Origin of the sequence: Kluyvera chengduensis (genome assembly GCF_044197065.1) — a bacterium.
In the GTDB taxonomy this organism is placed as follows: domain Bacteria; phylum Pseudomonadota; class Gammaproteobacteria; order Enterobacterales; family Enterobacteriaceae; genus Kluyvera; species Kluyvera ascorbata_C.
In genome coordinates this window covers 140041-162537 of sequence record NZ_JBIQOI010000009.1, presented here as the reverse complement: position 1 = coordinate 162537, position 22497 = coordinate 140041, and the positions used below count along the sequence as shown (strand labels likewise).

Annotated in this window: 21 protein-coding genes; 14 read left to right on the top strand and 7 right to left on the bottom strand. The window is 53.1% G+C overall.

What is annotated here, in order from left to right; all coding sequences use genetic code 11:
• Nucleotides 1-10 precede the first annotated feature (10 nt).
• Nucleotides 11-1717, bottom strand: a complete 1707-nt coding sequence (olsF, locus tag ACH1XZ_RS19495; protein WP_395596799.1) for a bifunctional ornithine lipid synthase OlsF — start codon at nucleotides 1715-1717, stop codon at nucleotides 11-13.
• Nucleotides 1718-1912: 195 nt separating this feature from the next.
• Nucleotides 1913-2887 carry a porphobilinogen synthase gene (gene hemB, locus ACH1XZ_RS19490; RefSeq protein WP_395596798.1) on the bottom strand — a complete coding sequence of 325 codons (975 nt, stop codon included), beginning with the start codon at nucleotides 2885-2887 and terminating at the stop codon, nucleotides 1913-1915.
• A 515-nt stretch (nucleotides 2888-3402) separates the two neighbouring features.
• Between hemB and ehaB the strand changes: the two genes are divergently transcribed.
• Together ehaB and ACH1XZ_RS19480 are read left to right on the top strand one after the other, a co-directional pair.
• Entirely contained in the window at nucleotides 3403-6327 is a 2925-nt protein-coding gene (gene ehaB, locus ACH1XZ_RS19485; protein ID WP_395596797.1) for an autotransporter adhesin EhaB, read from the top strand.
• 92 nt (nucleotides 6328-6419) lie between these two features.
• Entirely contained in the window at nucleotides 6420-7046 is a 627-nt protein-coding gene (locus tag ACH1XZ_RS19480) for a helix-turn-helix domain-containing protein (RefSeq protein ID WP_395596796.1), read from the top strand.
• On the opposite strand, the gene ampH is transcribed toward ACH1XZ_RS19480, so the two are convergent.
• Entirely contained in the window at nucleotides 7043-8200 is a 1158-nt protein-coding gene (gene ampH / locus ACH1XZ_RS19475) for a D-alanyl-D-alanine-carboxypeptidase/endopeptidase AmpH (protein WP_395596795.1), read from the bottom strand. The genes ACH1XZ_RS19480 and ampH overlap by 4 nt on opposite strands.
• A 331-nt stretch (nucleotides 8201-8531) precedes the next feature.
• On the opposite strand from ampH, the gene sbmA reads away from it, so the two are divergent.
• Together sbmA and ACH1XZ_RS19465 are read left to right on the top strand one after the other, a co-directional pair.
• On the top strand, nucleotides 8532-9761 hold the full coding sequence (sbmA, locus tag ACH1XZ_RS19470; protein ID WP_395596794.1) for a peptide antibiotic transporter SbmA: 1230 nt from the start codon (nucleotides 8532-8534) through the stop codon (nucleotides 9759-9761).
• Nucleotides 9762-9786: 25 nt separating this feature from the next.
• Entirely contained in the window at nucleotides 9787-10893 is a 1107-nt protein-coding gene (locus ACH1XZ_RS19465; RefSeq protein WP_395596793.1) for a DUF1615 domain-containing protein, read from the top strand.
• Here ACH1XZ_RS19465 and ACH1XZ_RS19460 read toward each other — a convergent pair.
• A complete protein-coding gene (locus tag ACH1XZ_RS19460; protein ID WP_395596792.1) occupies nucleotides 10890-11192 on the bottom strand; it encodes a DUF2755 family protein in 303 nt (100 codons plus the stop codon). The two genes, ACH1XZ_RS19465 and ACH1XZ_RS19460, sit on opposite strands and share 4 nt — an antisense overlap.
• Nucleotides 11193-11440: 248 nt before the next feature.
• Between ACH1XZ_RS19460 and ACH1XZ_RS19455 the strand changes: the two genes are divergently transcribed.
• A complete protein-coding gene (locus ACH1XZ_RS19455) occupies nucleotides 11441-11635 on the top strand; it encodes a DUF2754 family protein (protein WP_035895620.1) in 195 nt (64 codons plus the stop codon).
• Nucleotides 11636-11790: 155 nt separating this feature from the next.
• On the opposite strand, the gene ddlA is transcribed toward ACH1XZ_RS19455, so the two are convergent.
• Complete coding sequence (gene ddlA, locus ACH1XZ_RS19450) at nucleotides 11791-12891, bottom strand: D-alanine--D-alanine ligase (protein ID WP_395596791.1); 1101 nt, start codon at nucleotides 12889-12891, stop codon at nucleotides 11791-11793.
• Nucleotides 12892-13166: 275 nt separating this feature from the next.
• Between ddlA and ACH1XZ_RS19445 the strand changes: the two genes are divergently transcribed.
• The 4 genes from ACH1XZ_RS19445 to ACH1XZ_RS19430 all read left to right on the top strand — a co-directional run bounded on the left by ACH1XZ_RS19445 (nucleotide 13167) and on the right by ACH1XZ_RS19430 (nucleotide 16875).
• The gene (locus ACH1XZ_RS19445) at nucleotides 13167-14366 is read left to right on the top strand and encodes a multidrug efflux MFS transporter (protein ID WP_395596790.1); all 1200 of its coding nucleotides are present in this window, start codon (nucleotides 13167-13169) and stop codon (nucleotides 14364-14366) included.
• Between the two features lie 303 nt (nucleotides 14367-14669).
• Complete coding sequence (locus ACH1XZ_RS19440; RefSeq protein ID WP_395596789.1) at nucleotides 14670-14930, top strand: sigma-S stabilization anti-adapter protein IraP; 261 nt, start codon at nucleotides 14670-14672, stop codon at nucleotides 14928-14930.
• 99 nt (nucleotides 14931-15029) lie between these two features.
• Nucleotides 15030-16439 carry an alkaline phosphatase gene (phoA, locus tag ACH1XZ_RS19435; protein ID WP_395596788.1) on the top strand — a complete coding sequence of 470 codons (1410 nt, stop codon included), beginning with the start codon at nucleotides 15030-15032 and terminating at the stop codon, nucleotides 16437-16439.
• A gap of 100 nt (nucleotides 16440-16539) precedes the next feature.
• A complete protein-coding gene (locus ACH1XZ_RS19430) occupies nucleotides 16540-16875 on the top strand; it encodes a PsiF family protein (protein WP_395596787.1) in 336 nt (111 codons plus the stop codon).
• 130 nt (nucleotides 16876-17005) lie between these two features.
• On the opposite strand, the gene proC is transcribed toward ACH1XZ_RS19430, so the two are convergent.
• Nucleotides 17006-17815 carry a pyrroline-5-carboxylate reductase gene (proC, locus tag ACH1XZ_RS19425; protein WP_185667198.1) on the bottom strand — a complete coding sequence of 270 codons (810 nt, stop codon included), beginning with the start codon at nucleotides 17813-17815 and terminating at the stop codon, nucleotides 17006-17008.
• Between the two features lie 157 nt (nucleotides 17816-17972).
• On the opposite strand from proC, the gene ACH1XZ_RS19420 reads away from it, so the two are divergent.
• The 4 genes from ACH1XZ_RS19420 (at nucleotide 17973) to ppnP (ending at nucleotide 20555) form a co-directional block, all read left to right on the top strand.
• Nucleotides 17973-18425 carry a YaiI/YqxD family protein gene (locus ACH1XZ_RS19420; protein ID WP_395596786.1) on the top strand — a complete coding sequence of 151 codons (453 nt, stop codon included), beginning with the start codon at nucleotides 17973-17975 and terminating at the stop codon, nucleotides 18423-18425.
• A gap of 273 nt (nucleotides 18426-18698) precedes the next feature.
• Nucleotides 18699-19223: a shikimate kinase AroL gene (gene aroL / locus ACH1XZ_RS19415; RefSeq protein ID WP_395596785.1), complete on the top strand. Its 525-nt coding sequence runs from the start codon at nucleotides 18699-18701 to the stop codon at nucleotides 19221-19223.
• Between the two features lie 291 nt (nucleotides 19224-19514).
• Complete coding sequence (locus ACH1XZ_RS19410) at nucleotides 19515-20192, top strand: AroM family protein (RefSeq protein WP_395596784.1); 678 nt, start codon at nucleotides 19515-19517, stop codon at nucleotides 20190-20192.
• Between the two features lie 78 nt (nucleotides 20193-20270).
• Nucleotides 20271-20555 (top strand): pyrimidine/purine nucleoside phosphorylase, encoded by a 285-nt coding sequence (gene ppnP, locus ACH1XZ_RS19405; RefSeq protein ID WP_035895638.1) that lies wholly within the window; start codon nucleotides 20271-20273, stop codon nucleotides 20553-20555.
• A gap of 40 nt (nucleotides 20556-20595) precedes the next feature.
• On the opposite strand, the gene rdgC is transcribed toward ppnP, so the two are convergent.
• Entirely contained in the window at nucleotides 20596-21507 is a 912-nt protein-coding gene (gene rdgC, locus ACH1XZ_RS19400; RefSeq protein ID WP_123649988.1) for a recombination-associated protein RdgC, read from the bottom strand.
• An 87-nt stretch (nucleotides 21508-21594) separates the two neighbouring features.
• On the opposite strand from rdgC, the gene mak reads away from it, so the two are divergent.
• Complete coding sequence (mak, locus tag ACH1XZ_RS19395) at nucleotides 21595-22497, top strand: fructokinase (RefSeq protein ID WP_395596783.1); 903 nt, start codon at nucleotides 21595-21597, stop codon at nucleotides 22495-22497.

Sequence of the window (22497 nt, the reverse complement as noted above, 5' to 3'; positions counted from 1 at the left end):
CTTATCCGGCCTACAAACCTAAATGCGCCCCAATATACCGTTGATACCGATTCGCCTTCAGATAGGTTAAATCCACCAACACCAGCCCATCCACGCAGTTGTTAAACTCCGGGTCGCTGCCAAAGTCGATAAACTGCACGCCGCCTGGCTCGCAGACTTCCGAATACTGCTTGTAGAGCGGTGGAATACCGCAGCCAAGGTTGCCGAGCAGCGACTTCAGCCGCGTCAGGTCTTCGCTGTAATCCTCACCGCCAAACTGTGCCAGTACATCGGGCAACGAGGCTGGATACGGTCTGCGTGACTCCGCCAGCGGATGCGTGGCCGGGAACCACAGCCGGTAGAAGGCAACCAGCAGATCCCGTGCTGACGGCGGCAGGCCGCCAGAGATGGATACTGGGCCGAATAGATAGCGATAGTGCGGGTAGCGCGCCAGATAGGCGCCGATGCCGGACCATAAATAATCCAGCCCGCGACGGCCCCAGTAGCGCGGCTGAATAAAGCTGCGTCCCAGCTCAATGCCGTGTTGCAGAATATCGTCCATGCGCGCGTCGTAGTGGAACAGGCTGTAGCTGTAGATGCCGTCCAGCCCACGTTTTTCGAGCTGCATGGCGGTAGGCATAAAGCGATAGGCACCGACGATTTCTAAATCCTCTTCATCCCAGAGGATCAGATGCAGATAGTCATCGTCATAGCCGTCGACATCACGCCGTTTGCCGCTTCCTTCACCCACCGCCCGAAAGGCGATTTCACGCAGACGTCCCAATTCGCGCAGCAGCGGCGCATCTTCCTGGCCGTTGCGCTGCCACAGATAGATGACCTTGCCGTCTGCGGTACGCCCCAGGCATTCGGCCTGGCTCAATTCGCGCTTCAGCAAGGCGCGCGCTTCTGGTCGTGCGATGGCGCTTTCGGTTTTGAAAACGCCAGGTAGCCCTTTGCCCAGCAGCTGTACGTGGCGATAGCATTTATCCGTCATTTCCCGCGGTGTGGCCTGCGGGTTAAACCACGCGGACCAGGCGATTTGCTCGCCAATCGTCACTGGCAGGTTGCCGTTGCGGCGGCGGAACATCTGCTGCATTAAGAGCAGCAGCGGCAAATGCTGCGACACCATGGTGCTCGCGTAGAACAGGGCGCTATTTCTTCCGTCTATCCATGCGGGCAGCAGAGGTGCGCGGTATTTTGCGGCAAGCTTGATAAAGCCGGAGTGCCATTTTTTATCGCGGATCCCCCGACGCGTCAGCCGTGATACTTCGCCCGCCGGGAAGAAAATCAGCACTCCGCCGTTTTGCAACTGTGCGTCCATCTGCTGGAGCGCCGTTTTTGCGGTGCGACCGTTGATGTTATCAACCGGAATAAACAGCGAACTGAGGGGTTCAAGATGGGTAAGCATACGGTTGGTGACCACTTTGACGTCGCGTCGTACGCGGGAGACCGCGTAGAGCAGGGCCAGACCATCCAGCGTGCCGGTAGGGTGGTTGGCCATGATTACCAGTGGACCATTTTCGGGGATTTGTTCCAGACAGCGAACCGGAACGGCGCAGTCAATATTGAGATGCTCAAGTACCTGTTCGACGGTATCCAGCCCTTTCAGGTGGCGATGGCGTGCGGCAAATTGTTGAAATTCTTCCTCATGCAGCAGCTTCTTCAGTACTTTTTTTTGCCAGGGGGCGGGCCTCGCCTGAGGCCATAGGTCGTCGATGACATTGTCGAGACTAAACATAGCGGCTCCTCCTCTGTCCTGCTGTGACAGTAGAAGGGGGATGTGTCGGTTGTATGGCGGTTTGGTGACGTTTTGAGGGATGTTGAAATGTAGCCCGGCCAAGCGCAGCGCCGCTGGGAAAACCCGGAGTCGGCGTAAACGCCTCGTCCGGGCTACCTACATAAGCGTCGCATTGCCGGGAAACCCAGTGCGTGATTAACGCAGGATTTTCTTCTCGGCTAAATCGAGCGCGAAATAGCTGAAGATAAGGTCCGCGCCCGCGCGTTTGATGGCGCCCAGGCTTTCCAGAACCACTTTCTCTTCATCAATGGCCCCGGCCTGCGCGGCGAATTTAATCATCGCGTATTCACCGCTCACCTGATAGGCGCCAATTGGCAGCTCGGTGCGCTCACGGATATCGCGCAGGATATCCAGGTATGCGCCCGCCGGTTTCACCATCAGGCAATCAGCGCCCTGAGCTTCATCCAGCAGCGACTCGCGAATCGCCTCGCGGCGGTTCATCGGGTTCATCTGATAGGTTTTACGATCGCCCTTCAGCGCTGTTCCTGCTGCTTCACGGAACGGGCCGTAGAAAGAGGAGGCGAATTTGGTGGAGTAGGACATGATGGCGGTATCGGTGAAGCCTGCCGCGTCCAGCGCCTGGCGAATGGCCTGCACCTGGCCGTCCATCGCCGCGGAAGGGGCGATAAAGTCTGCGCCTGCCGCAGCGGCAACGACGGCCTGCTTGCCGAGGTTGGCGAGGGTCAGATCGTTATCGACGCCGTGATCGCACAGCACGCCGCAGTGGCCGTGGGAGGTATATTCGCAGAAGCAGGTATCGGACATGACGATCATCTCCGGTACGGTCTGTTTGCAGATGCGCGACATGCGCGCCACCAGGCCGTCTTCTTTCCAGGCATCGCTGCCGGTGCTGTCGAGATGGTGGGAGATACCAAAGGTCATCACCGAGCGGATACCGGCGTTCGCAATGCGTTCAATTTCACGTGCCAGATGCTTCTCTGGAATGCGCATCACGCCCGGCATCGCCTCAATGGCTTTGTAGTCGTTGATTTCTTCTTCAACAAAGATCGGCAACACCAGGTCATTTAAGCTCAGTGTTGTCTCTTCAAACATAGCGCGCAGCGCAGGAGATTTGCGCAGGCGACGGGGGCGATGGAGTAAGTCTGTCATGGTATGCCTGATGTTTGTGAAACAAGGACGGCTATTGTAACCGAATCAGGGGGAAGATGTTTTACCAAAGTGGTGCTTATGGGGGGGCGGCGCCGGGATAACCAGGGAATGTCAGGCATTGCTTAATAATAATTAGTGTAAATACTAGCTGTCTTTTTTTATTTTTTAAAATATATATGATTTGTGTGGTTCTGATTTACTTATAACTATAATTATTAGGTATTTCATTGTGCATGGTTTCCTATAGCATTTTGTTTATTTATTTGTTGAATTTTACAGGTGTAATTCATTTGTTTTAATTTTTTAATTTTAAATTAAGTCATTGATTTTATTTTATTATTTTATTTTTTGTTAGTTGATTTGTTTATTCGATACGTCCAAATCCGAACTATCCATAAACTATAATTGAACCATTTGTTATACCCGTCGCATAATCCTTTCCGCTTGGAATTAATATAATCATTGCAATTGTTAATTGATGGACCAACATATATATCCCTGAGGAGGGATGACAAATGCACTCCTGGAAAAAGAAACTTGTAGTATCACAATTAGCATTGGCCTGCACTTTGGCGATCGCTTCTCAGGCAAATGCTTCTACCGATATCTCTGGCACGACCTACACCACCTTTAATCACTATAACGACTCAACTTATGCTGACGGCGTTTACTTTAATGGTTACGCAGGCTGGAACGACTACGCCACTGATAGCGTTTATAACGGGGATATCTATCCGGTAATTAAGAACGCTACCGTTAACGGCGTGATTTCTACCTATTATCTGGATGATGGTCTTTCTAGCAACACTAATGACAACAGTCTGACCATTAAAAACAGCACCATTCACGGTATGATTACCTCTGAGTGCATGACCAGCGATTGCACCGGTCGCGACGCAACGGGTTATGTTTACGACCGCCTGGCGCTGACCGTTGATAACTCTACCATCGACGATAACTACGAACATTACACCTATAATGGCACGTATACCGATGGCACTGCAGATACTCACGTTGTTAATGTTTATAACATGGGTACCGCAATCACTCTGGACCAGGAAACCGATCTGGTTATCCAGAATAATTCTCACGTTGCGGGTATTAGCCTGACTCAGGGTTATGAGTGGAGCGATGTTGACGATAATACCGTTAGCACCGGCGTTAATAGCAGCGAAGTGTTTACCAACACGATCAACGTGACTGGCTCTACCGTGACTTCTGGTTCATGGACTGATGAAGGCACCTCTGGCTGGTTTGGTAATAACAACAACGCCAGTGATTACGATGGCTCTAGCTTCAGTGCTAATGACGTAGCCATTTCTGCTATTGCTAACCCGAATGCTGATAACGCGATGCAGACCACCGTTAACCTCAGCAACTCGACTCTAAACGGCGATATCTTCTTCTCCAGCAATTTCGACGAAAACTTCTTCCCTAACGGTGCTGACAGCTATCGTGATACCGATTCAACCGTAGATACTAACGGTTGGGATGGTACGGACCGCATGGACGTGACGCTGGACAACGGCAGCAAGTGGGTCGGCGCCGCTATTTCTGCACATCAGGTCGACACAGATGGTGATGGCGTTTACGACAGCTATGCGGCAGGTACTGAAGCTACAGCCACGCTTATCGATATTGCCGCCAACAGCCTGTGGCCGTGGTCAACCTATGGTGTTGATAACAGCGATACCGCTTATGGTGAAGACGGACACGTGGTTGGCAAAAACGTCTATCAGAGTGGCCTGTTTAACGTAACGCTGAACAATGGCTCACAGTGGGATACCACTAAAACCTCTCTGATTGACACTCTGAGTATTAACAGCGGTTCCGTCGTTAACGTTGCTGACTCTAGCCTGATTTCTGACTCCCTCTCTTTGACCGGTGGCTCTGCGCTTAATATCAACGAAGATGGTCACGTTGCGACTGATGAACTGACCATCAACAACAGTACCGTCACTATTGCTGATGATGTTGCTGCGGGTTGGGGCGTAGGCGATGCGGCACTGTATGCCAACACCATCAACGTCACCAATAGCGGTGTTCTGGATGTGGGGAACAGCACGGCGTACGCGCTGCAGGCTGATACTCTGAATTTGACCAGCACCACAAACGCTAACGGTAAAGTGAAGGCTGGCGTATTCGATATTCACAGCAACAACTTTGTGCTGAATGCCGACCTGACCAACGACCGTACCAACGACACCACCAAGTCTAACTACGGCTACGGTGTTATTGCCATGAACTCTGACGGTCACCTGACCATCAACGGTAACGGTGATTCAGATACTTCTTCCGACCTGTCTGAAGTGGATAACGCTGGCGATAGCGTTGCAGCGGCGAGCGGTAACTATAAAGTTCGTATCGACGACGCTACCGGAAAAGGCTCCATTGCTGATTACAGAGGCAATGAGCTTATCTACGTTAACGATCAGAACAGCACTGCAACCTTCTCAGCAGCGAACAAAGCCGATCTGGGTGCTTACACCTACCAGGCTAAGCAGGTTGGCAATACGGTCGTTATGGAGCAGACCCGTCTGACCGACTACGCCAACATGGCGTTGAGTATTCCTTCTGCGAACACCAATATCTGGAACCTGCAGCAGGATACCCTGAATACCCGTCTGAACACGGCTCGTCACGGCTTCACCGACAACGGTGGTGCATGGGTAAGCTACTTCGGCGGCAACTTCAATGCCGATAATGACGACATCAGCTACGATCAGGATGTTAACGGCATCATGGTGGGTGTGGACTCTAAGATCGACGGCAACAATGCCCAGTGGATCGTCGGCGCCGCAGCGGGCTTTGCGAAAGGTGACATGAACGATCGTACCGGTCAGGTTGACCAGGACAGCCAGTCTGCCTACCTATACTCTTCCGCACGCTTTGCGAACAATGTCTTTGTTGATGGCAATCTGAGCTATAGCCGCTTCAACAACGATCTGACCGCAACGATGAGCAATGGTACCTATGTTGATGGCGATACGACCGCAGATGCCTGGGGCTTTGGTCTGAAACTGGGCTACGACTGGAAAATTAACGACGCTGGCTACGTAACTCCGTACGGTGCGGTTTCTGGTCTGTTCCAGTCTGGCGATCACTACCGTCTGAGCAATGATATGAAAGTTCAGGGTCAGGACTACGACAGCCTGCGTTATGAACTTGGCTTCGATGCAGGTTATACCTTCGGCTTCGGTGACCAGGCGTTATCCCCGTACTTCAAACTGGCCTACGTTTATGACGATTCCAGCAACGATGCTACCGTTAACGGCGACAGCATCGACAACGGCGTGAAAGGCTCAGCGGTTCGCGTGGGCGTGGGTAGCCAGTTCAGCTTCACCAAGAACTTCAGCGCTTACACCGGGGTGAACTACCTCGGCGGCGGCGATGTTGATCAGGATTGGGCAGCTAACGCCGGTGTGAAATATACCTGGTAATCCTTACTTCACCGGGAACGAAACTTCCCGGTGTTTTACGCTTTATTCAACGCCCATCATCATGATGGGCTTTTTTGTAGGGATTGCATAACATGCCTTCTTCAAGCAAGCCGCTCAGTGCATTTTTGGCTCTTGATAAAAAACTGTCTCAAATAGGGACGCGCTTTCAGATTACTGCTGGGGAGTTGATCCTGCCCGCCCATTACACCATGAAAGACGTCACGGTTGTTGTTCAGCAGGGCGTGGTGTCACTGCATCGCCATGAAGGCCATGTCCTTTGCGGTATTCTGCAAAGCCCATCGATTTTTGGGCTCGCCGCTGGCGCTAATGCTATTCGTAATGACTACACGCTGGTGGCAGAAAGCAACTGCCGTGGCTTCTATCTTCCTGCGAAAGAAACGCTCAAATGCCTGGAGCGCAATCAGCTATGGCGAGACGCGTTTTACTGGATGACATGGCAAACCCGAATGCTGGAAATGCGGGATATGCAGCTTATTGGCACCAATCATTACTATCAGATTCGCTCGACGCTGCTGATGATGATTGACTGGGAGGACGATATTCGCGCGAAAATTGGTGTGCTGAACTATATCCAGCAGCGCACGCGAATATCACGCTCGGTTATTGCCGAGGTGCTCTCCGCGTTACGCAAAGGGGATTATATCGAGATGAAAAAAGGCAAACTCGTTAGCATCACGCGTTTGCCTACTCACTATTAAGACGCGGGAATGACGGCGGCTTTGTTGCCGCTCAGTTCGGTCACCAGCTCATTAATCCCGTCGCTCATATTCACAAAACGGGTCAGCGGAGAGCGAGTCACCACCACAAATGCGCCGACGTTAGACTGGGGAATCATCGCCATATAGGTGATAAACCCGCCGCCGCCGCCGGTTTTCTGGATAATGCCTGGTCGACCATTTTTCGGTGCCATATAGACCCAGCCAAGCCCTAACGCATCAGCATGCCCCGGAACGTCCATGCCCACTACGCGAGTGAGCTGGTTACGCTTGTAGACCAGCGTCTGCATCCGGTCTGCCTGGCTGCTGCGATGATAAAAATCGGATGAAAGATACTGCTGCATCCAGCGCATCATATCGCCAGGCGTCGAGTAAACCCCACCGCTGCCCATCGCCGCGAGCGTGTTATTACACGGGCTCGCGCCTTTCTCAGCCACCATTAAACGGCCACACTGATCGGGTGATGGCGTAAAGGTGGTGTCCTTCATGCCCAGCGGACGCGTAATTTGCTCTTCAAAGAGCTGGGGATAGGGCTTATGTGCCGCGTTACCCAGCGCATCGGCCAGCAGGTCGAACGCCAGGTTTGAATAACTGGCCTGCGATCCCGGTGCGGCGTGCAGTTTGGCATTGTTGAGATAGGTCCAGCGCTGTGACTGCGTTGGCCAGACAAATACGGGACGATTTGCCGCACCGCCAGGCATTTCTCGCGGCAGGGAACTGGTGTGGGTCGCCAGATTCACCAGCGTAATAGGCGTGCCGTTATAGGTCGGAACGTGTGAACCAGGCGGTGCATATTTACTCAGCGGATCGTTTAGCTTAACGACGCCCTGGTCGAGCAGTTTAACCAGCATTTCGCTGGTCATTAGTTTGCTCAGCGACGCGATACGAATAACGGAATCAAGCTGCGGATGTACGTTGTTGCCCGGGCGCGTTTCGCCAAAGCTTCTGAACACCCGTTGGTTGCCATCGATAACCACCAGCGCCATGCCGGTAGCACCACTGCCGTAATAGATATGGTTGGCGTAACGGTCAACGATATCGGACGCAAACGTGGGGGTGGTAAGAGGCTGGGCAGCCTGCACCGAGGTCAATGACGCCACGCAGAGCGCGGCAGAAAAAAGCAGACTACGTTTCAACGGAGGCATCCATGAATTGAAATGGGGACATAACGCGTATTTATACTAAAAATACAACGAATCGGCATCAGGCGCAGCGCCATTAAACGGTATGATAGCGGGAAAAACGTAACCGAGCGTAAACGCAATGATTATTCATTGAGGCGGATACGCACTTTTGTGATCCGGCGCGTATGATACATACGATGCCATCTGGCGAACTCTATCGCCGTTTTCCGGTCTGATTGCACAGTTACATCGCCTAATACCTCTTTACGGTAAAAATGATCCGTAGCGGTATTCTGTTGTCACAGCACAAAGCAGAATCATAAGAAGTTAGCAGGAGAGCACTATGTTTAAGTCTTTTTTCCCTAAGCCGGGTCCCTTTTTTCTCTCGGCGTTTATTTGGGCAATGATAGCGGTCATTTTCTGGCAGGTGGGCGGCGGCAGCTGGCTACTTCGCCTGACCGGCGCAAGTCACGATGTTCCGATCAGCGCTGCGCGTTTCTGGTCGATGAACTACCTGATCTTTTATGCCTACTATCTGGTGTGCGTTGGCCTGTTTGCCGGTTACTGGTTTATTCGCAGCCCGCACCGCTGGCAGTATTGGTCGATATTGGGCACTGCGCTTATTATCTTTGTCACCTGGTTTATGGTGGAAGTGGGCGTGGCGATAAACGCCTGGTATGCGCCGTTCTACGACCTTATCCAGACCGCACTGGCGACGCCGAACAAAGTCTCGATTAACCAGTTTTACCAGGAGATCGGTATCTTCCTTGGGATTGCGCTTATCGCCGTGGTGATTGGTGTACTGAATAACTTCTTTGTCAGCCATTATGTCTTCCGCTGGCGTACCGCGATGAACGAACACTATATGACGCACTGGCAGCACCTGCGCCATATCGAAGGTGCCGCGCAGCGTGTGCAGGAGGATACGATGCGTTTTGCCTCGACGCTGGAAGATATGGGGACCAGCTTTATCAACGCCATTATGACGCTGATTGCCTTCCTGCCGGTGCTGGTGACGCTCTCAGCGCACGTTCCGGACCTGCCGATTATTGGCCATGTGCCTTATGGTTTGGTGATTGCCGCTATCGTCTGGTCGCTGATGGGCACCGGGATGCTGGCCGTGGTGGGGATCAAGCTGCCGGGGCTGAACTTTAAAAACCAGCGCGTTGAAGCGGCCTATCGTAAAGAGCTGGTATACGGTGAAGATGACGCTAACCGTGCCACGCCGCCAACGGTGCGCGAGCTGTTTAGCGCGGTACGTCAAAACTACTTCCGCCTCTATTTCCACTATATGTACTTCAACATTGCCCGTATTCTGTATCTGCAGGTGGATAACGTTTTCGGGTTGTTCCTGCTGTTTCCGTCGATTGTTGCCGGTACGATTACGCTCGGCCTGATGACCCAGATAACCAACGTGTTCGGCCAGGTGCGCGGTTCCTTCCAGTATCTGATAAGCTCCTGGACCACGCTGGTGGAGCTAATGTCCATCTACAAACGTCTGCGCAGCTTTGAGCGTGAGTTAGATAATAAACCGCTGACGGATGAACTTGCTCAGCCGCAGGGCCAGGCATAACGTTTAAATTTTACAAGGAAAGCGCATGGCGACTGCCGCAACGTATTACCGTTCATTACCTCTTACCCTGCTCGGCGGACTGATTCTTAGCGCCTGTACCAGCCAGCAGGCACCGCAGATGAAAGCGGGAGAAAAACCGGTAGATGTGGCAAGCGTCGTGCGGCAAAAAATGCCCGCCAGCGCGAAGGACCGTGATGCCTGGGCGCAGGCGCTGGCGAAAACGTTCGAAAGCCAGAAGCTCGCGCCAACCGAAGAGAATATCTGTTCGGTGCTGGCGGTGGCGCAGCAGGAGTCTAACTATCAGGCGGACCCGGCGGTACCGGGGTTAAGCAAAATTGCCTGGCAGGAGATAGACCGCCGTGCCGAGAAGATGCATATCCCAGTCTTCCTGGTACACACGGCGCTGAAAATCAATTCGCCAACCGGTAAGAGCTACAGCGAGCGGCTGGACTCGGTGAAAACGGAAAAGCAGCTAAGCGCTATCTTTGATGATTTTATCGGTATGGTGCCGATGGGGCAGAAGCTCTTTGGCTCACTCAACCCGGTGCATACCGGCGGGCCAATGCAGGTGAGTATCGCCTTTGCCGAACAGCACCAGAACGGCTATCCGTGGAAGATGGAGGGCACCGTGCGTCAGGAGGTCTTTACCCTGCGCGGCGGTTTATGGTTTGGCACTTATCATCTGCTGAATTATCCAGCTAATTACACGGCGCCCATTTATCGCTTCGCCGATTTTAACGCGGGTTGGTACGCTAGCCGCAATGCAGCATTCCAGTACGCTGTTAGCAAGGCTACCGGTGTGAAACTGGCGCTCGACGGTGACGTGATTCTTTACGGTAGCGATGAGCCGGGCAGCACGGAGATGGCGGTCAGGAAGCTGGCTAACCAGCTATCGCTGAGCAACGGTGATATCCACCGTCAGCTACAAAAAGGCGATAGTCAGGCGTTTGAGACCACGGCGCTCTACAAAGGCGTTTATAAGATTGCGGAACAGAAGGCGGGTAAACCGTTGGCGAGGGAGATGCTGCCAGGCATTCAGCTTGAGAGCCCGAAGATCACCCGCAAGCTAACCACGGCGTGGTTTGCAAAAAAGGTGGATGAACGTCGGGCTAAATGCATGGCCATCAATTAATCGTGATGACGCAGGCGGCGCACGAGGGAGACCACGCCCAGAATAGCGCAGCCTGCCAGGAACGGCACTACGCCAAACAGCGTGCTCACGCCAAGGCCAATTTCAACGCGCGGACGACCACTGTCCTGCATTTGCATCAGGTGTTCATAGACTCCCGGTGCGTGAACCACCAGACTCAACAGCTGTGCGCCAACCGAAAAGCAGAGCAGAACGAAAAGCGCGTAGGCCAGATTGCCTGAGGCGGAGGAGTCCCTCTTTTTCCCACTGAACATGAGTTTTGACAACGTGAAATCTGTCATTGAGACCTCCAGGATAACGTGAATGCAGATTGTTTCGCGATACAGGGGTGAGTGTGGCAGCAGATGGGGAATGTCAATATCGGATTTATGGTAAATTTTGAGCCAGAATAATCCTGGAATATCACTCTTATTTATCCATTGCCGGTATTCGGCTTGACGTTAATTAAATTAACATTCGCTAATTGTTGTTCACACCACAGACGCTGACGCGGCTTTATGGCATCATCTTTTTTTTTGCTGGAGCCGCTATGAACCTGCCTGTAAAAATTCGCCGTGACTGGCACTATTATGCCTTTGCTATCGGCTTGATCTTTATTCTGAATGGGATTGTCGGGCTGCTCGGGTTCGAAGCCAAGGGGTGGCAAACCTATGCCGTGGGGATGGTGACTTGGGTGATTAGCTTCTGGTTGGCCGGTTTTATTATTCGTCGCAGAGAAGAATAATTAATTTTTTGAATATATTACGCCGTTGTAGGCCGGATAAGGCAACGCCGCCATCCGGCAATCTGCAACGAATTGCCTGATGGCGCTACGCTTATCAGGCCTACAAAACGGCCCAGCCGGTAGCCCGGCCGAGCGCAACGGTCCGGGGAAAAGCCTTAGCCGTTCATCGACGTTTTCAGCGCCTTATCGGCCTGATGACGCTCCAGCGCCAGCTCAATCAGACGCGTAATCAGCGAGGTGTAATCCAGACCGCTGGCCTGCCACAGTTTTGGATACATGCTGATATTGGTGAAGCCCGGCAGGGTGTTAATTTCGTTAATCACCACGTCGTTGTTATCGGTCAGGAACACGTCAACGCGCGCCATCCCGCTACAGCCTAAGGTCTGGTAGGCATCAATGGCAACATGACGGATTTTGTCGTTCACATCGGCGGAAATCGCCGCTGGAACCACCACTTTTGCGCCGTTATCGTCAATGTATTTGGTATCGTAGGCGTAGAACTCGCTGTTCAGGACGATTTCGCCACAGGTGCTGGCCTGCGGGTCATCGTTGCCAAGCACCGCGCACTCAATTTCACGGCCTTTAATACCCTGCTCAACCACCACTTTATGGTCAAACTCGAAGGCCAGCGCGACGGCCTGCTGGTACTGCTCGGCGCTGTTGACTTTGCTGACGCCGACGGAAGAGCCCTGGTTGGCGGGTTTCACAAACAGCGGCAGACCGAGCTTCGCTTTAATCTCATCAAACGAGAAGCGGTCGCGGGTGCGGCGGGTTAAGGTCACAAACGGCGCGATAGACAGCCCGGCGTCGCGGAGCAGACGCTTGGTGACGTCTTTGTCCATGCAGGCGGCGGAGCCCAGCACATCGGAACCAACGAACGGCAGGTTAGCCATGCGCAGCATGCCCTGCAGAGAGCCATCTTCGCCCAACGTGCCGTGGACAATTGGGAAAATCACGTCAATGGCGTCCAGCGGCTGGCCGCTTGCCGCATTGATCATCTGCTGTTGTTCTTTGCCTGGGATATGGGCCAGCGTGATTTCGGAAGGGCGTAGCGCGATGTGTGCCGGGTCGTGGGCGTTTAGCAGGTAGTTTTGCGCATCGCTGATGTGCCACTGACCCTGCTTATCTATCCCCAGTAAAACGACCTCAAAACGCGTTTTATCAATCGCCTCTACGATATTTTTAGCAGACTGTAGGGAGACTTCGTGCTCCGCTGATTTGCCGCCAAAAACAATCCCAACCCGCAACTTTGCCATCTCAAATTCCATCCATTCCAAACGCAAAGCACATAACATACCACGGGCGTGGTGAGGCATCTGCCTTTTCCATTCTAAAGTGAGTGATTCACCGGCAAGGCTTAAGAATAAGTGACTGCGCAATGGCCTCTGATGCGTGATATTTATCACACAAAAACGCGGAGTGGCTGATATTATTCTGAAATAATGGATTAAGCATCTCTGACAATACGGCGCAAAGCGCATCTTGCTAACCTGTTCCCTCGTCCTCGCAAATTGAATCAATACGTGTAGTTATGGAATCCTGGAAGGTTAACCTTATTTCTGTTTGGCTCGGTTGTTTTTTCACCGGGTTGGCTATCAGCCAGATTTTGCCGTTTTTGCCGCTTTACGTGGCACAGTTGGGAGTGACCTCCCACGAATCTCTCTCCATGTGGTCCGGGTTAACGTTCAGCGTCACCTTCCTGGTTTCTGCCATTGTGTCGCCAATGTGGGGCAGTCTTGCCGACCGTAAAGGCCGTAAGTTAATGCTGCTGCGTGCTTCACTGGGGATGGCGATTGCCATCCTGCTTCAGGCTTTCGCGACCAACGTCTGGCAGCTCTTTTTCCTGCGTGCGGTGATGGGCTTAACGTCTGGCTATATCCCAAACGCGATGGCGCTGGTGGCCTCTCAGGTACCGCGTGAACGCAGCGGTTGGGCATTGAGCACGCTTTCTACGGCGCAAATCACTGGCGTGATTGGCGGCCCGCTGTTGGGGGGCTTTCTGGCCGACCACGTGGGTCTGAGAATGGTCTTTTACATCACCGCATTCCTGCTGCTGGTGAGCTTCCTGGTGACGTTGTTCCTGATAAAAGAGGGCCCGCGCCCGCAGTTTAATAAAAGCGAAAAGCTCAGCGGCAAAGCGGTGTTTGCGACGCTGCCTTATCCGGGGCTGGTTATCAGCCTGTTTGTCACCACGATGGTTATCCAGCTGTGTAATGGCTCTATCAGCCCCATTCTGGCGCTGTTTATTAAATCGATGTCGCCCGACAGCACCAATATTGCCTTCTTAAGTGGCATGATTGCCGCCGTCCCCGGCGTGTCGGCGCTGATATCGGCACCGCGGTTAGGTAAACTGGGCGACCGTATCGGCACGGGGCGTATCCTGTTAGGCACGCTGACGTTTGCGGTGGTTCTGTTCTTTGCGATGTCGTTTGTCACCACGCCATTCCAGTTGGGGGGGCTACGTTTTATTCTTGGTTTTGCCGATGGCGCCATGCTGCCTGCGGTACAAACGCTACTGCTGAAGTATATTAGCGAACGCGTCACCGGGCGTATTTTTGGTTATAACCAGTCATTTATGTACCTGGGTAATGTCGCCGGGCCGCTGATCGGCGCATCCATTTCGGCAATGGCGGGCTTCCGCTGGGTATTTATTGTCACCGCGGTCATCGTGCTGATTAACCTCTGGCAATTAGCTGTGATGCTGCGCCGCGCTCAGCCTGTACGCCAGTAATATTGCCAACGACAGGGAATAAATGCGTAGGCTTTTATTCCCTGATTCCTGCCTCATCAACTTTTATAGCGCTTTCTGTTTTCCTATTATTATTGCGAGCAAAACGTTTCGATGACTGCATTTGCAGTCAATGCCATGATATTGATGGGGATTATATTTTTAACATCAACTATTGCAGAATGTGTCATATATTGTAATTCTATTCGATGTTGCTAAAGGGGAAATAGAACCGTATGTTTTATCGGTCTATTTATTTTTCAGAGCCTAAACTCTGCCCACGCCGTCATACAAGGAAAACGCGCGATGAAAAATTTCATTGCAGAACTGCTGGTCAAACTGGCCGAAAAGGAAGATGAAGCAAACGCGTTACGCATTCAGGTCGATGCACTTGAAGTGGTGGTGACCACACTTTTACAGCATTTGAAGCAGGAATCCAGCCCATCGCTGGAAGATGAAATGAGCGCCACGCTGAATAAGCTCGCTGCTGCTGAACACGTTCGCGATCATAATAGCGAACTCTTATATAACCATGTTAAACGGTTATTTCTACACCCCGAAAATTAGTAGGTAATGACACTTTTTATGGTGTCATTAAAATGTAACGCTCTTTTCTTACAGTCTCCGTGTTTCATTATTTAAGTATTTGTACATGGAGAAACTAACGTGAAATACAGTGCTATTTTTGTCGCATTATTACCTCTGCTGGGTTTACCTGCCGCGCACGCGGATACTTCAACTACCGTTCTGGATAACCGTGCTGCGCAAGGGGATATAACCCAGCCGGGCGGTGCTCGTCGTTTATCTGCCGATCAAACCGACGCTATTCGCGCCTCCTTGAATAATAAGCAGGCCAAAAACGTTATTTTGCTGATTGGCGATGGGATGGGCGACTCTGAAATTACCGCCGCACGTAACTATGCCGAAGGGGCAGGCGGTTATTTCAAAGGTATCGATGCGTTACCGTTAACCGGGCAGTACACGCACTATGCGCTGAATAAGAAAACCGGCAAGCCGGACTACGTGACCGACTCTGCGGCATCGGCAACGGCGTGGAGCACCGGGGTGAAAACCTATAACGGCGCGCTGGGCGTCGATATTCACGAAAAAGATCACCAGACCATTCTCGAGCTGGCAAAAGCTGCCGGCCTGGCGACAGGGAACGTTTCGACCGCTGAACTGCAGGATGCTACGCCTGCGGCGCTGATTTCACACGTCACCTCGCGTAAATGCTACGGTCCGAGCGTCACCAGCGAGAAGTGCCCAACCAACGCGCTGGAAAAAGGCGGTAAAGGCTCCATCACCGAACAGCTGCTGAACGCGCGTGCAGACGTGACGCTTGGCGGCGGTGCGAAGACCTTTGCGGAAACCGCGACTGCGGGTGAATGGCAGGGTAAAACGCTGCGTGAACAGGCACAGGCACGGGGCTATCAGCTCGTCGACAATGTGACGACGCTGGATGCCATTACTCAGGCAAATCAAGATAAACCGCTGCTGGGTCTGTTCTCTGACGGCAATATGCCAGTGCGCTGGGAAGGGCCAAAAGCCTCCTTCCACGGCAATCTGGATAAACCTGCCGTGACCTGTGCGCCTAACCCGAAACGCGATGCCAGCGTGCCGACCCTGGCGCAGATGACCGATAAAGCGATCTCTTTGCTGAGCACCAGCGAAAAAGGCTTCTTCCTACAGGTTGAAGGCGCATCCATTGATAAGCAGGACCATGCGGCGAACCCATGCGGACAGATTGGCGAAACGGTCGATCTGGATGAAGCGGTACAGAAGGCGCTGGAGTTTGCGAAAAAGGACGGCAATACGCTGGTTATCGTGACGGCTGATCACGCGCACTCAAGCCAGATTATTCCACCAGAAACTAAAGCGCCTGGCCTGACGCAGGCGTTGAACACAAAAGATGGTTCGGTAATGGTTATGAGCTACGGCAACTCGGAAGAAGAGTCGATGGAACATACCGGCACCCAGCTGCGCATTGCGGCCTATGGCCCACACGCGGCGAACGTCGTCGGTCTGACCGACCAGACGGATCTGTATTACACGATGAAAGCCGCTCTGGGGCTGTAACTCGACGGTCACCACCCGGCGGCAAAATTTTGCCACCGGGTTGGTAATTTTCCTTCCAGCGACCAGACTTACAGAGTTCTACTCACAAAAGGATGGTGCAATGAAAACAACAATACTGGTTACCCTACTGTGTGGTCTGTTTACGGCGGGTGCCGTGTCGGCGGCAACCACGGCCGCAGCGCCGGAGAAAACCCTGACGCCTCAACAGCAGCGTATGAGCACGTGTAATCACGAAGCGGCGTCAAAAACCCTGAAAGGCGATGAGCGCAAAACCTTTATGAGCAGCTGTCTGAAGGGAGAAGGGGCGGCCGCTGATGGTAAAAAGCTTACGCCGCAGCAGCAAAAAATGAAGGACTGTAACGCACAGGCGACAACCAAAACCTTGAAGGGCGACGAACGTAAAACCTTTATGAGTACCTGTCTGAAGAACAAATAAAATAGCCCTGTAGGCCGGATAAGCGAAGCGCCATCCGGCAATCTGCGTGGGTTCAGCCGGATGGCGCTTCGCTTATCCGGCCGACTTAATGGCAAGAAAATCAGGCCCGGCGCGATGCCGGGCCTGCAACTTATGACTTGCTCATCTTCTCTGATTTTTCCATGCATTTCGCCATCGCTTCGATGACCGCAGAGCGGAAGCCTTTCTCTTCCAGCACGCGCACGGCTTCAATCGTGGTGCCGCCCGGCGAGCAGACCATATCTTTCAGTTCACCCGGGTGCTTACCGGTTTCCAGCACCATTTTGGCGGAGCCCATGACCGCCTGCGCAGCAAACTTGTAGGCTTGAGCACGAGGCATTCCGCCCAGCACGGCCGCATCGGCCATCGCTTCGATAAACATAAATACGTAGGCCGGCGCCGAGCCGCTCACCCCGACCACCGGGTGAATCATGGCTTCAGCAATCTCTTCGGCGGCGCCAAAGCAGCGGAAAATATTCAGCACATCGGCGATATCTTCTGGCGTCACCAACGCATTTGGGGTGACGGAGGTCATGCCAGCGTTCACCAGTGACGGGGTATTTGGCATGGCGCGGACGATTTTACGGTCATGGCCCAATGCGCGAGCCAGTTGCTCCAGGGTGACGCCTGCGGCAATGGAGACAACCAGCGAATCTTTATTCAGGCTGGACGCGATGTCGCTCAGCACTTTCACCATAATGCCCGGCTTAACGGCACCGAAGACAATGTCGGCAACCTGAGCCACTTCCTGCGGGCTCTGCGCCGCATTAATGCCGAATTCATCGCGCAGCGCGGCCACTTTATCCGGCGACGGCGTATAGACCCAAATTTGCCCAGGAAGTACCTGGCCGCTGGCAATCAGGCCGCCAAGAATCGCTTTGCCCATGTTACCGCAGCCAATGAAGCCAATCTTCTTCTCCATCTTTCTCTCCCTCTGTCTGTTTTTTTCGTAGTTTACTGTTATAGGCGATTCACGGCGATGGGTAACGTACTTTTATCATTCCGGCGGCAATTATTACGCCCGCACCTCCGCTCTCTGTATAATCACGCTTTGCGATAATTTTCACCGTGGAGTGACGATGACAATTTGGGTTGATGCGGACGCCTGTCCGAACGTGATTAAAGAGGTGCTGTTTCGCGCCGCAGACCGCACGCAGATTGAACTGGTGCTGGTCGCCAATCAGTATCTACGCGTGCCGCCGTCGCGCTTTATTCGTGCGATGGTCGTACCGAAGGGATTTGACGTGGCGGATAACGAAATCGTCCGTCTTTGCCAGCCCGGTGACCTGGTGATCACCGCGGATATTCCGCTGGCGGCAGAGGTTCTGGAAAAGGGCGGTGCGGCGCTGAACCCGCGCGGTGAACGCTACAGCGATGCGACCATCAAGGAGCGTCTGACGCTGCGCGATTTTATGGATACCATGCGCTCCAGCGGTATTCAGACCGGCGGGCCGGCAGCGCTCTCTCAGCGCGATCGTCAGCAGTTTGCCGCCGAGCTGGATAAATGGTTGCTGGCGGTAAAACGCGGCTGACGTGATTTCTGTCACAATAATGTGCTACCTTTTGCCGCGATATCCGGCTTGTCAAAGCAAGATACTTTCATGTACTGTTAGCGCAACGCTTCGTGGCATGTTTTTTTTACGCCCTGATTGCCGCAGTTATCAATATATATCGATATAATTTGTCTCAAAATACATCGAATCGTAATATTAAGTTTACACTTACTTGTGTACTAGTTTGATGATATCATTCACTTTTCAATCACCGATCCCGCATTTACGCGTTATCAAGGGGAATTCCAGGTCATGACACAGCCTATTTTTCTTATCGGAGCCCGGGGCTGCGGAAAAACGACGATAGGCCAAGCGCTGACTCATGCCTGCCATTTTCGCTTTGTTGATACTGACCTGGCGCTGCAGCAGCTGTCCGGCATGAGCGTGGCGGAGATTGTCTCCCTTGAAGGCTGGCCGGGATTCCGCGCCAGAGAGACCCAGACGCTGATGTCGGTGACACAACCCGGCACCGTGGTGGCGACGGGCGGTGGGATTATCCTTGCACCGGTTAACCGTGAGTTTATGCGTCAGAACGGCGTGGTTATCTATCTGAATGCCCCCGTCCCGGTGCTGGCGCGTCGCCTGGAGGCATTTCCAGAGGAATCTCAGCGCCCAACGCTGACCGGTAAACCGATTAGTGAAGAGGTGGCGGAGGTGCTGGCTCAGCGCGATGCGCTATACCGCGAAACGGCTCACTACGTTGTTGATGCCTCTGCCGCGCCAGATCGCGTCGTTACGCTGATCCTTGATGCCCTGCATCTGGCAACCGCCAGCTAACAGGGTTCGTTCTTACCCGGTTTTTCATCTCGTTTTTCCCCTCAGGTTTCCCTTCTGATTGCCGATATAACCGCTTTTATTTAGTGGTTATATTGTGCGTAAGTCACATTTTTGGCTTATCATTAATGTTATAGAAAAGTTAAAATCAAACCATATCAGGAGAGTACTGGAAACATCTGGAATCTTTACATTCCACCCGTTGGCTGAACTGCTACGCTTCTGAGCGGTATTTTTCATCCATCCAGGTGGCTATGTGTAAAACGAGCATATGAGAAGCAGAAGGTAGATAACATGAGTGCAACGATGGCGATACTTACGATAGGGGTGGTGCCCGTCAGTGAAGTCTTGCCGCTATTGACCGAGCACATCAGGGAAGATCAAATCACCCACATTAGCCTGTTAGGCAAAATGAGCCGTGCGCAAGTCATGGAAGAGTATGCACCAGAACCCGGTGAATCACGTTTACTGGTTCTGTTGAATGATAACCAGTTTGTCGAAGTTTCCCGCCTGAAAGTCGAGCACAGCCTGCAGGCTATTATTGAGGTGCTGGACAATCAATCTTATGACGTCATTCTTTTACTGAATACGTTTAAATTACGCAGCATGGTGGCGCGCAATGCGATACTGCTGGAGCCTCAGCGTATTATTCCACCGTTGGTCGCCTCTATCGTCGAGGGACATCAGGTCGGGGTATTGGTCCCTATTGAAGCGATTCTCGATGCGCAGCAGGAGAAGTGGCAGATGCTGTCCAATTTGCCCTATTACGCGCTGGCGAACCCCAATATCGATACCGACCAGCATCTTATCTCGGCGGGCAGTTCGCTGCTGGATCAGGGAGCCGATGTGCTGGTACTCGACTCGTTGAGCTATCACCAGCGCCACCGCGACCTGCTACAAAAGGCGCTGGATGTGCCGGTTCTATTGTCGAATGTGCTGGTGGCCAGACTGGCGGCAGAATTATTGTGTTAAGCGTATGATTTTGCGTGACAGGCTTCTGTTCGCAACCCTATATTGGTCTTTTGACGACAAGATAATAAGGGCCTGTTTATGCTTCAGAGCAACGAGTACTTTGAGGGAAAAGTGAAATCCATTGGCTTCACCAGCAGCAGCACCGGTCGTGCCAGCGTGGGCGTGATGGCGGAAGGCGAATACACCTTCGGAACCGCACAGCCGGAAGAAATGACCGTGATTAGCGGTGCGCTGAACGTGCTGTTACCGGGTGAAATTGAGTGGAAAGTCTATTCCGCAGGGGAAGTGTTCAACGTGCCGGGCCACAGTGAATTTAACCTGCAGGTTGCAGAGCCAACCTCTTATCTGTGCCGCTATCTGTAATCTATTCCCTTCCTGCTGCGGCAGGAAGGGAATATCCCGCTTAACGCTGGGCTTCGCCGCCTAAGCCTTCTACCAGGCTTTTAATCATGGCAGCCAGCTCACCGGTCATCAGAATAAAGTCCGCGTCGAAACGCTGAGCATAATCATCCCGGTCGATATCTTCGTTCTGATCGCGCAGTTCGTCGCAGAACTTCAGACGCTTGATGGAGCCGTCATCGCACATCACAAACTGAATGCGCTGCTGCCAGTCGAGCGCCAGCTTGGTCACCAGCTTGCCGGCTTCGATGTGACAGGCAATCTCATCGCACACCAGATCCTGTTTCTTCGCGCGGATCACGCCGCCGTCTTCGAGGATCGCTTTCAGCTCGGCTTCATCCAGGATCTGGAAACTTTGCGCCGCCGATCCGGAACGTACCCATTCCGTCAGGGTCAGTTCGATCGGATTTTCCAGCGTCAGCGGCACCACCGGCAGCGAGCCGAGGCTTTTACGCAGCAACGCCAGCGTATCTTCCGCTTTTTTGGCGCTGGCGCAGTCGACCATAATCAAATCGTTAACGGTGTCTATCCACATCATCGTCTGGCTGAAGCGGCTGAACGCGCGCGGCAGCAGAGAGTGCAGGACTTCGTCCTTCAGCGAATCTTTTTCGGTTTTCTTGAGCTTGCGGCCCTGATCGGCTTCGAGCTTTTGGATCTTCGCTTCCAGCGCCTGTTTAATCACCGGAGAGGGCAGGATCTTCTCTTCTTTGCGAGCGCAAATGATGATCTGACCATTTACTGTGTGCGTCAGCGCATCGCTGTGTGAGCCCATCGGCGGTACCCAGCCGGTTTTTGCCATATCCTGGCTGCCGCATGGGGTGAAGGTCATCTCAGCGAGCTGTTTTTCCATCTCTTCCGCGCGCAGGGAGATGTCGCGGCTGAGACGATAAACCATTAAATTTTTGAACCACAGCATGATAATTTCCACGGTGTTGTCGTTAAATCAGCGGGCAATGATAACGAATTGTCCTCGCCCTTGCATTGTTTTAAACAGGAGTCATGAATGCGAATTGGTATCGATCTGGGTGGAACGAAAACCGAAGTCATCGCGCTAAGCGACCAGGGTGAGCAGCTTTATCGCCACCGTTTGCCGACGCCGCGTGACTATCAGCAAACCATTGAGAACATTGCGCATCTCGTTGCTCTCGCCGAAGAGGCAACCGGGCAAAAGGGGACGGTGGGCATGGGTATTCCCGGCTCAATTTCGCCCTATACCGGGGTGGTGAAAAATGCTAATTCCACCTGGCTCAACGGCCAGCCTTTTGATAAAGACCTTAGTCGTCGCCTGAATCGCGAGGTGCGACTGGCGAACGACGCTAACTGTCTGGCGGTATCTGAAGCAGTAGACGGCGCGGCAGCGGGCGCGCAGACGGTGTTTGCGGTGATTATCGGTACCGGCTGCGGTGCTGGCGTGGCGCTGGGTGGCCGCGCGCATATCGGCGGTAACGGCACGGCCGGTGAGTGGGGGCATAATCCGCTACCGTGGATGAACGACGATGAACTGCGTTTTCGTGCGGAAGTACCGTGCTATTGCGGTAAACAGGGCTGTATTGAAACCTTTATTTCCGGTACTGGTTTTGCCACGGATTATCACCGACTGAGCGGTAATCCACTCAAAGGCGGTGAGATTATGCAGCTGGTGAGTGAAGGGAATGCGCTGGCGGAGCAGGCGCTCGGCCGCTACGAGCAGCGGTTGGCGAAATCGCTGGCGCATGTGGTGAATATTCTCGACCCGGATGTGATTGTGCTGGGTGGCGGGATGAGCAACGTTGAGCGTCTGTATCAGACGGTGCCGGAACTGGTGAAGGAATGGGTGTTCGGCGGTGAGTGTGAAACACCGATTCGCAAGGCGCTGCATGGCGATTCCAGCGGGGTGCGTGGGGCGGCGTGGTTGTGGCCAGCGTGA

Coding starts and splice junctions, on each gene's coding strand:
- olsF (WP_395596799.1), bottom strand. CDS start 1,717: ATGTTTAGTCTCGACAATGTCATCGACGACCTATGGCCTCAGGCGAGG.
- hemB (WP_395596798.1), bottom strand. CDS start 2,887: ATGACAGACTTACTCCATCGCCCCCGTCGCCTGCGCAAATCTCCTGCG.
- ehaB (WP_395596797.1), top strand. CDS start 3,403: ATGCACTCCTGGAAAAAGAAACTTGTAGTATCACAATTAGCATTGGCC.
- ACH1XZ_RS19480 (WP_395596796.1), top strand. CDS start 6,420: ATGCCTTCTTCAAGCAAGCCGCTCAGTGCATTTTTGGCTCTTGATAAA.
- sbmA (WP_395596794.1), top strand. CDS start 8,532: ATGTTTAAGTCTTTTTTCCCTAAGCCGGGTCCCTTTTTTCTCTCGGCG.
- ACH1XZ_RS19465 (WP_395596793.1), top strand. CDS start 9,787: ATGGCGACTGCCGCAACGTATTACCGTTCATTACCTCTTACCCTGCTC.
- ACH1XZ_RS19460 (WP_395596792.1), bottom strand. CDS start 11,192: ATGACAGATTTCACGTTGTCAAAACTCATGTTCAGTGGGAAAAAGAGG.
- ACH1XZ_RS19455 (WP_035895620.1), top strand. CDS start 11,441: ATGAACCTGCCTGTAAAAATTCGCCGTGACTGGCACTATTATGCCTTT.
- ddlA (WP_395596791.1), bottom strand. CDS start 12,891: ATGGCAAAGTTGCGGGTTGGGATTGTTTTTGGCGGCAAATCAGCGGAG.
- ACH1XZ_RS19445 (WP_395596790.1), top strand. CDS start 13,167: ATGGAATCCTGGAAGGTTAACCTTATTTCTGTTTGGCTCGGTTGTTTT.
- ACH1XZ_RS19440 (WP_395596789.1), top strand. CDS start 14,670: ATGAAAAATTTCATTGCAGAACTGCTGGTCAAACTGGCCGAAAAGGAA.
- ACH1XZ_RS19430 (WP_395596787.1), top strand. CDS start 16,540: ATGAAAACAACAATACTGGTTACCCTACTGTGTGGTCTGTTTACGGCG.
- proC (WP_185667198.1), bottom strand. CDS start 17,815: ATGGAGAAGAAGATTGGCTTCATTGGCTGCGGTAACATGGGCAAAGCG.
- ACH1XZ_RS19420 (WP_395596786.1), top strand. CDS start 17,973: ATGACAATTTGGGTTGATGCGGACGCCTGTCCGAACGTGATTAAAGAG.
- aroL (WP_395596785.1), top strand. CDS start 18,699: ATGACACAGCCTATTTTTCTTATCGGAGCCCGGGGCTGCGGAAAAACG.
- ACH1XZ_RS19410 (WP_395596784.1), top strand. CDS start 19,515: ATGAGTGCAACGATGGCGATACTTACGATAGGGGTGGTGCCCGTCAGT.
- ppnP (WP_035895638.1), top strand. CDS start 20,271: ATGCTTCAGAGCAACGAGTACTTTGAGGGAAAAGTGAAATCCATTGGC.
- rdgC (WP_123649988.1), bottom strand. CDS start 21,507: ATGCTGTGGTTCAAAAATTTAATGGTTTATCGTCTCAGCCGCGACATC.
- mak (WP_395596783.1), top strand. CDS start 21,595: ATGCGAATTGGTATCGATCTGGGTGGAACGAAAACCGAAGTCATCGCG.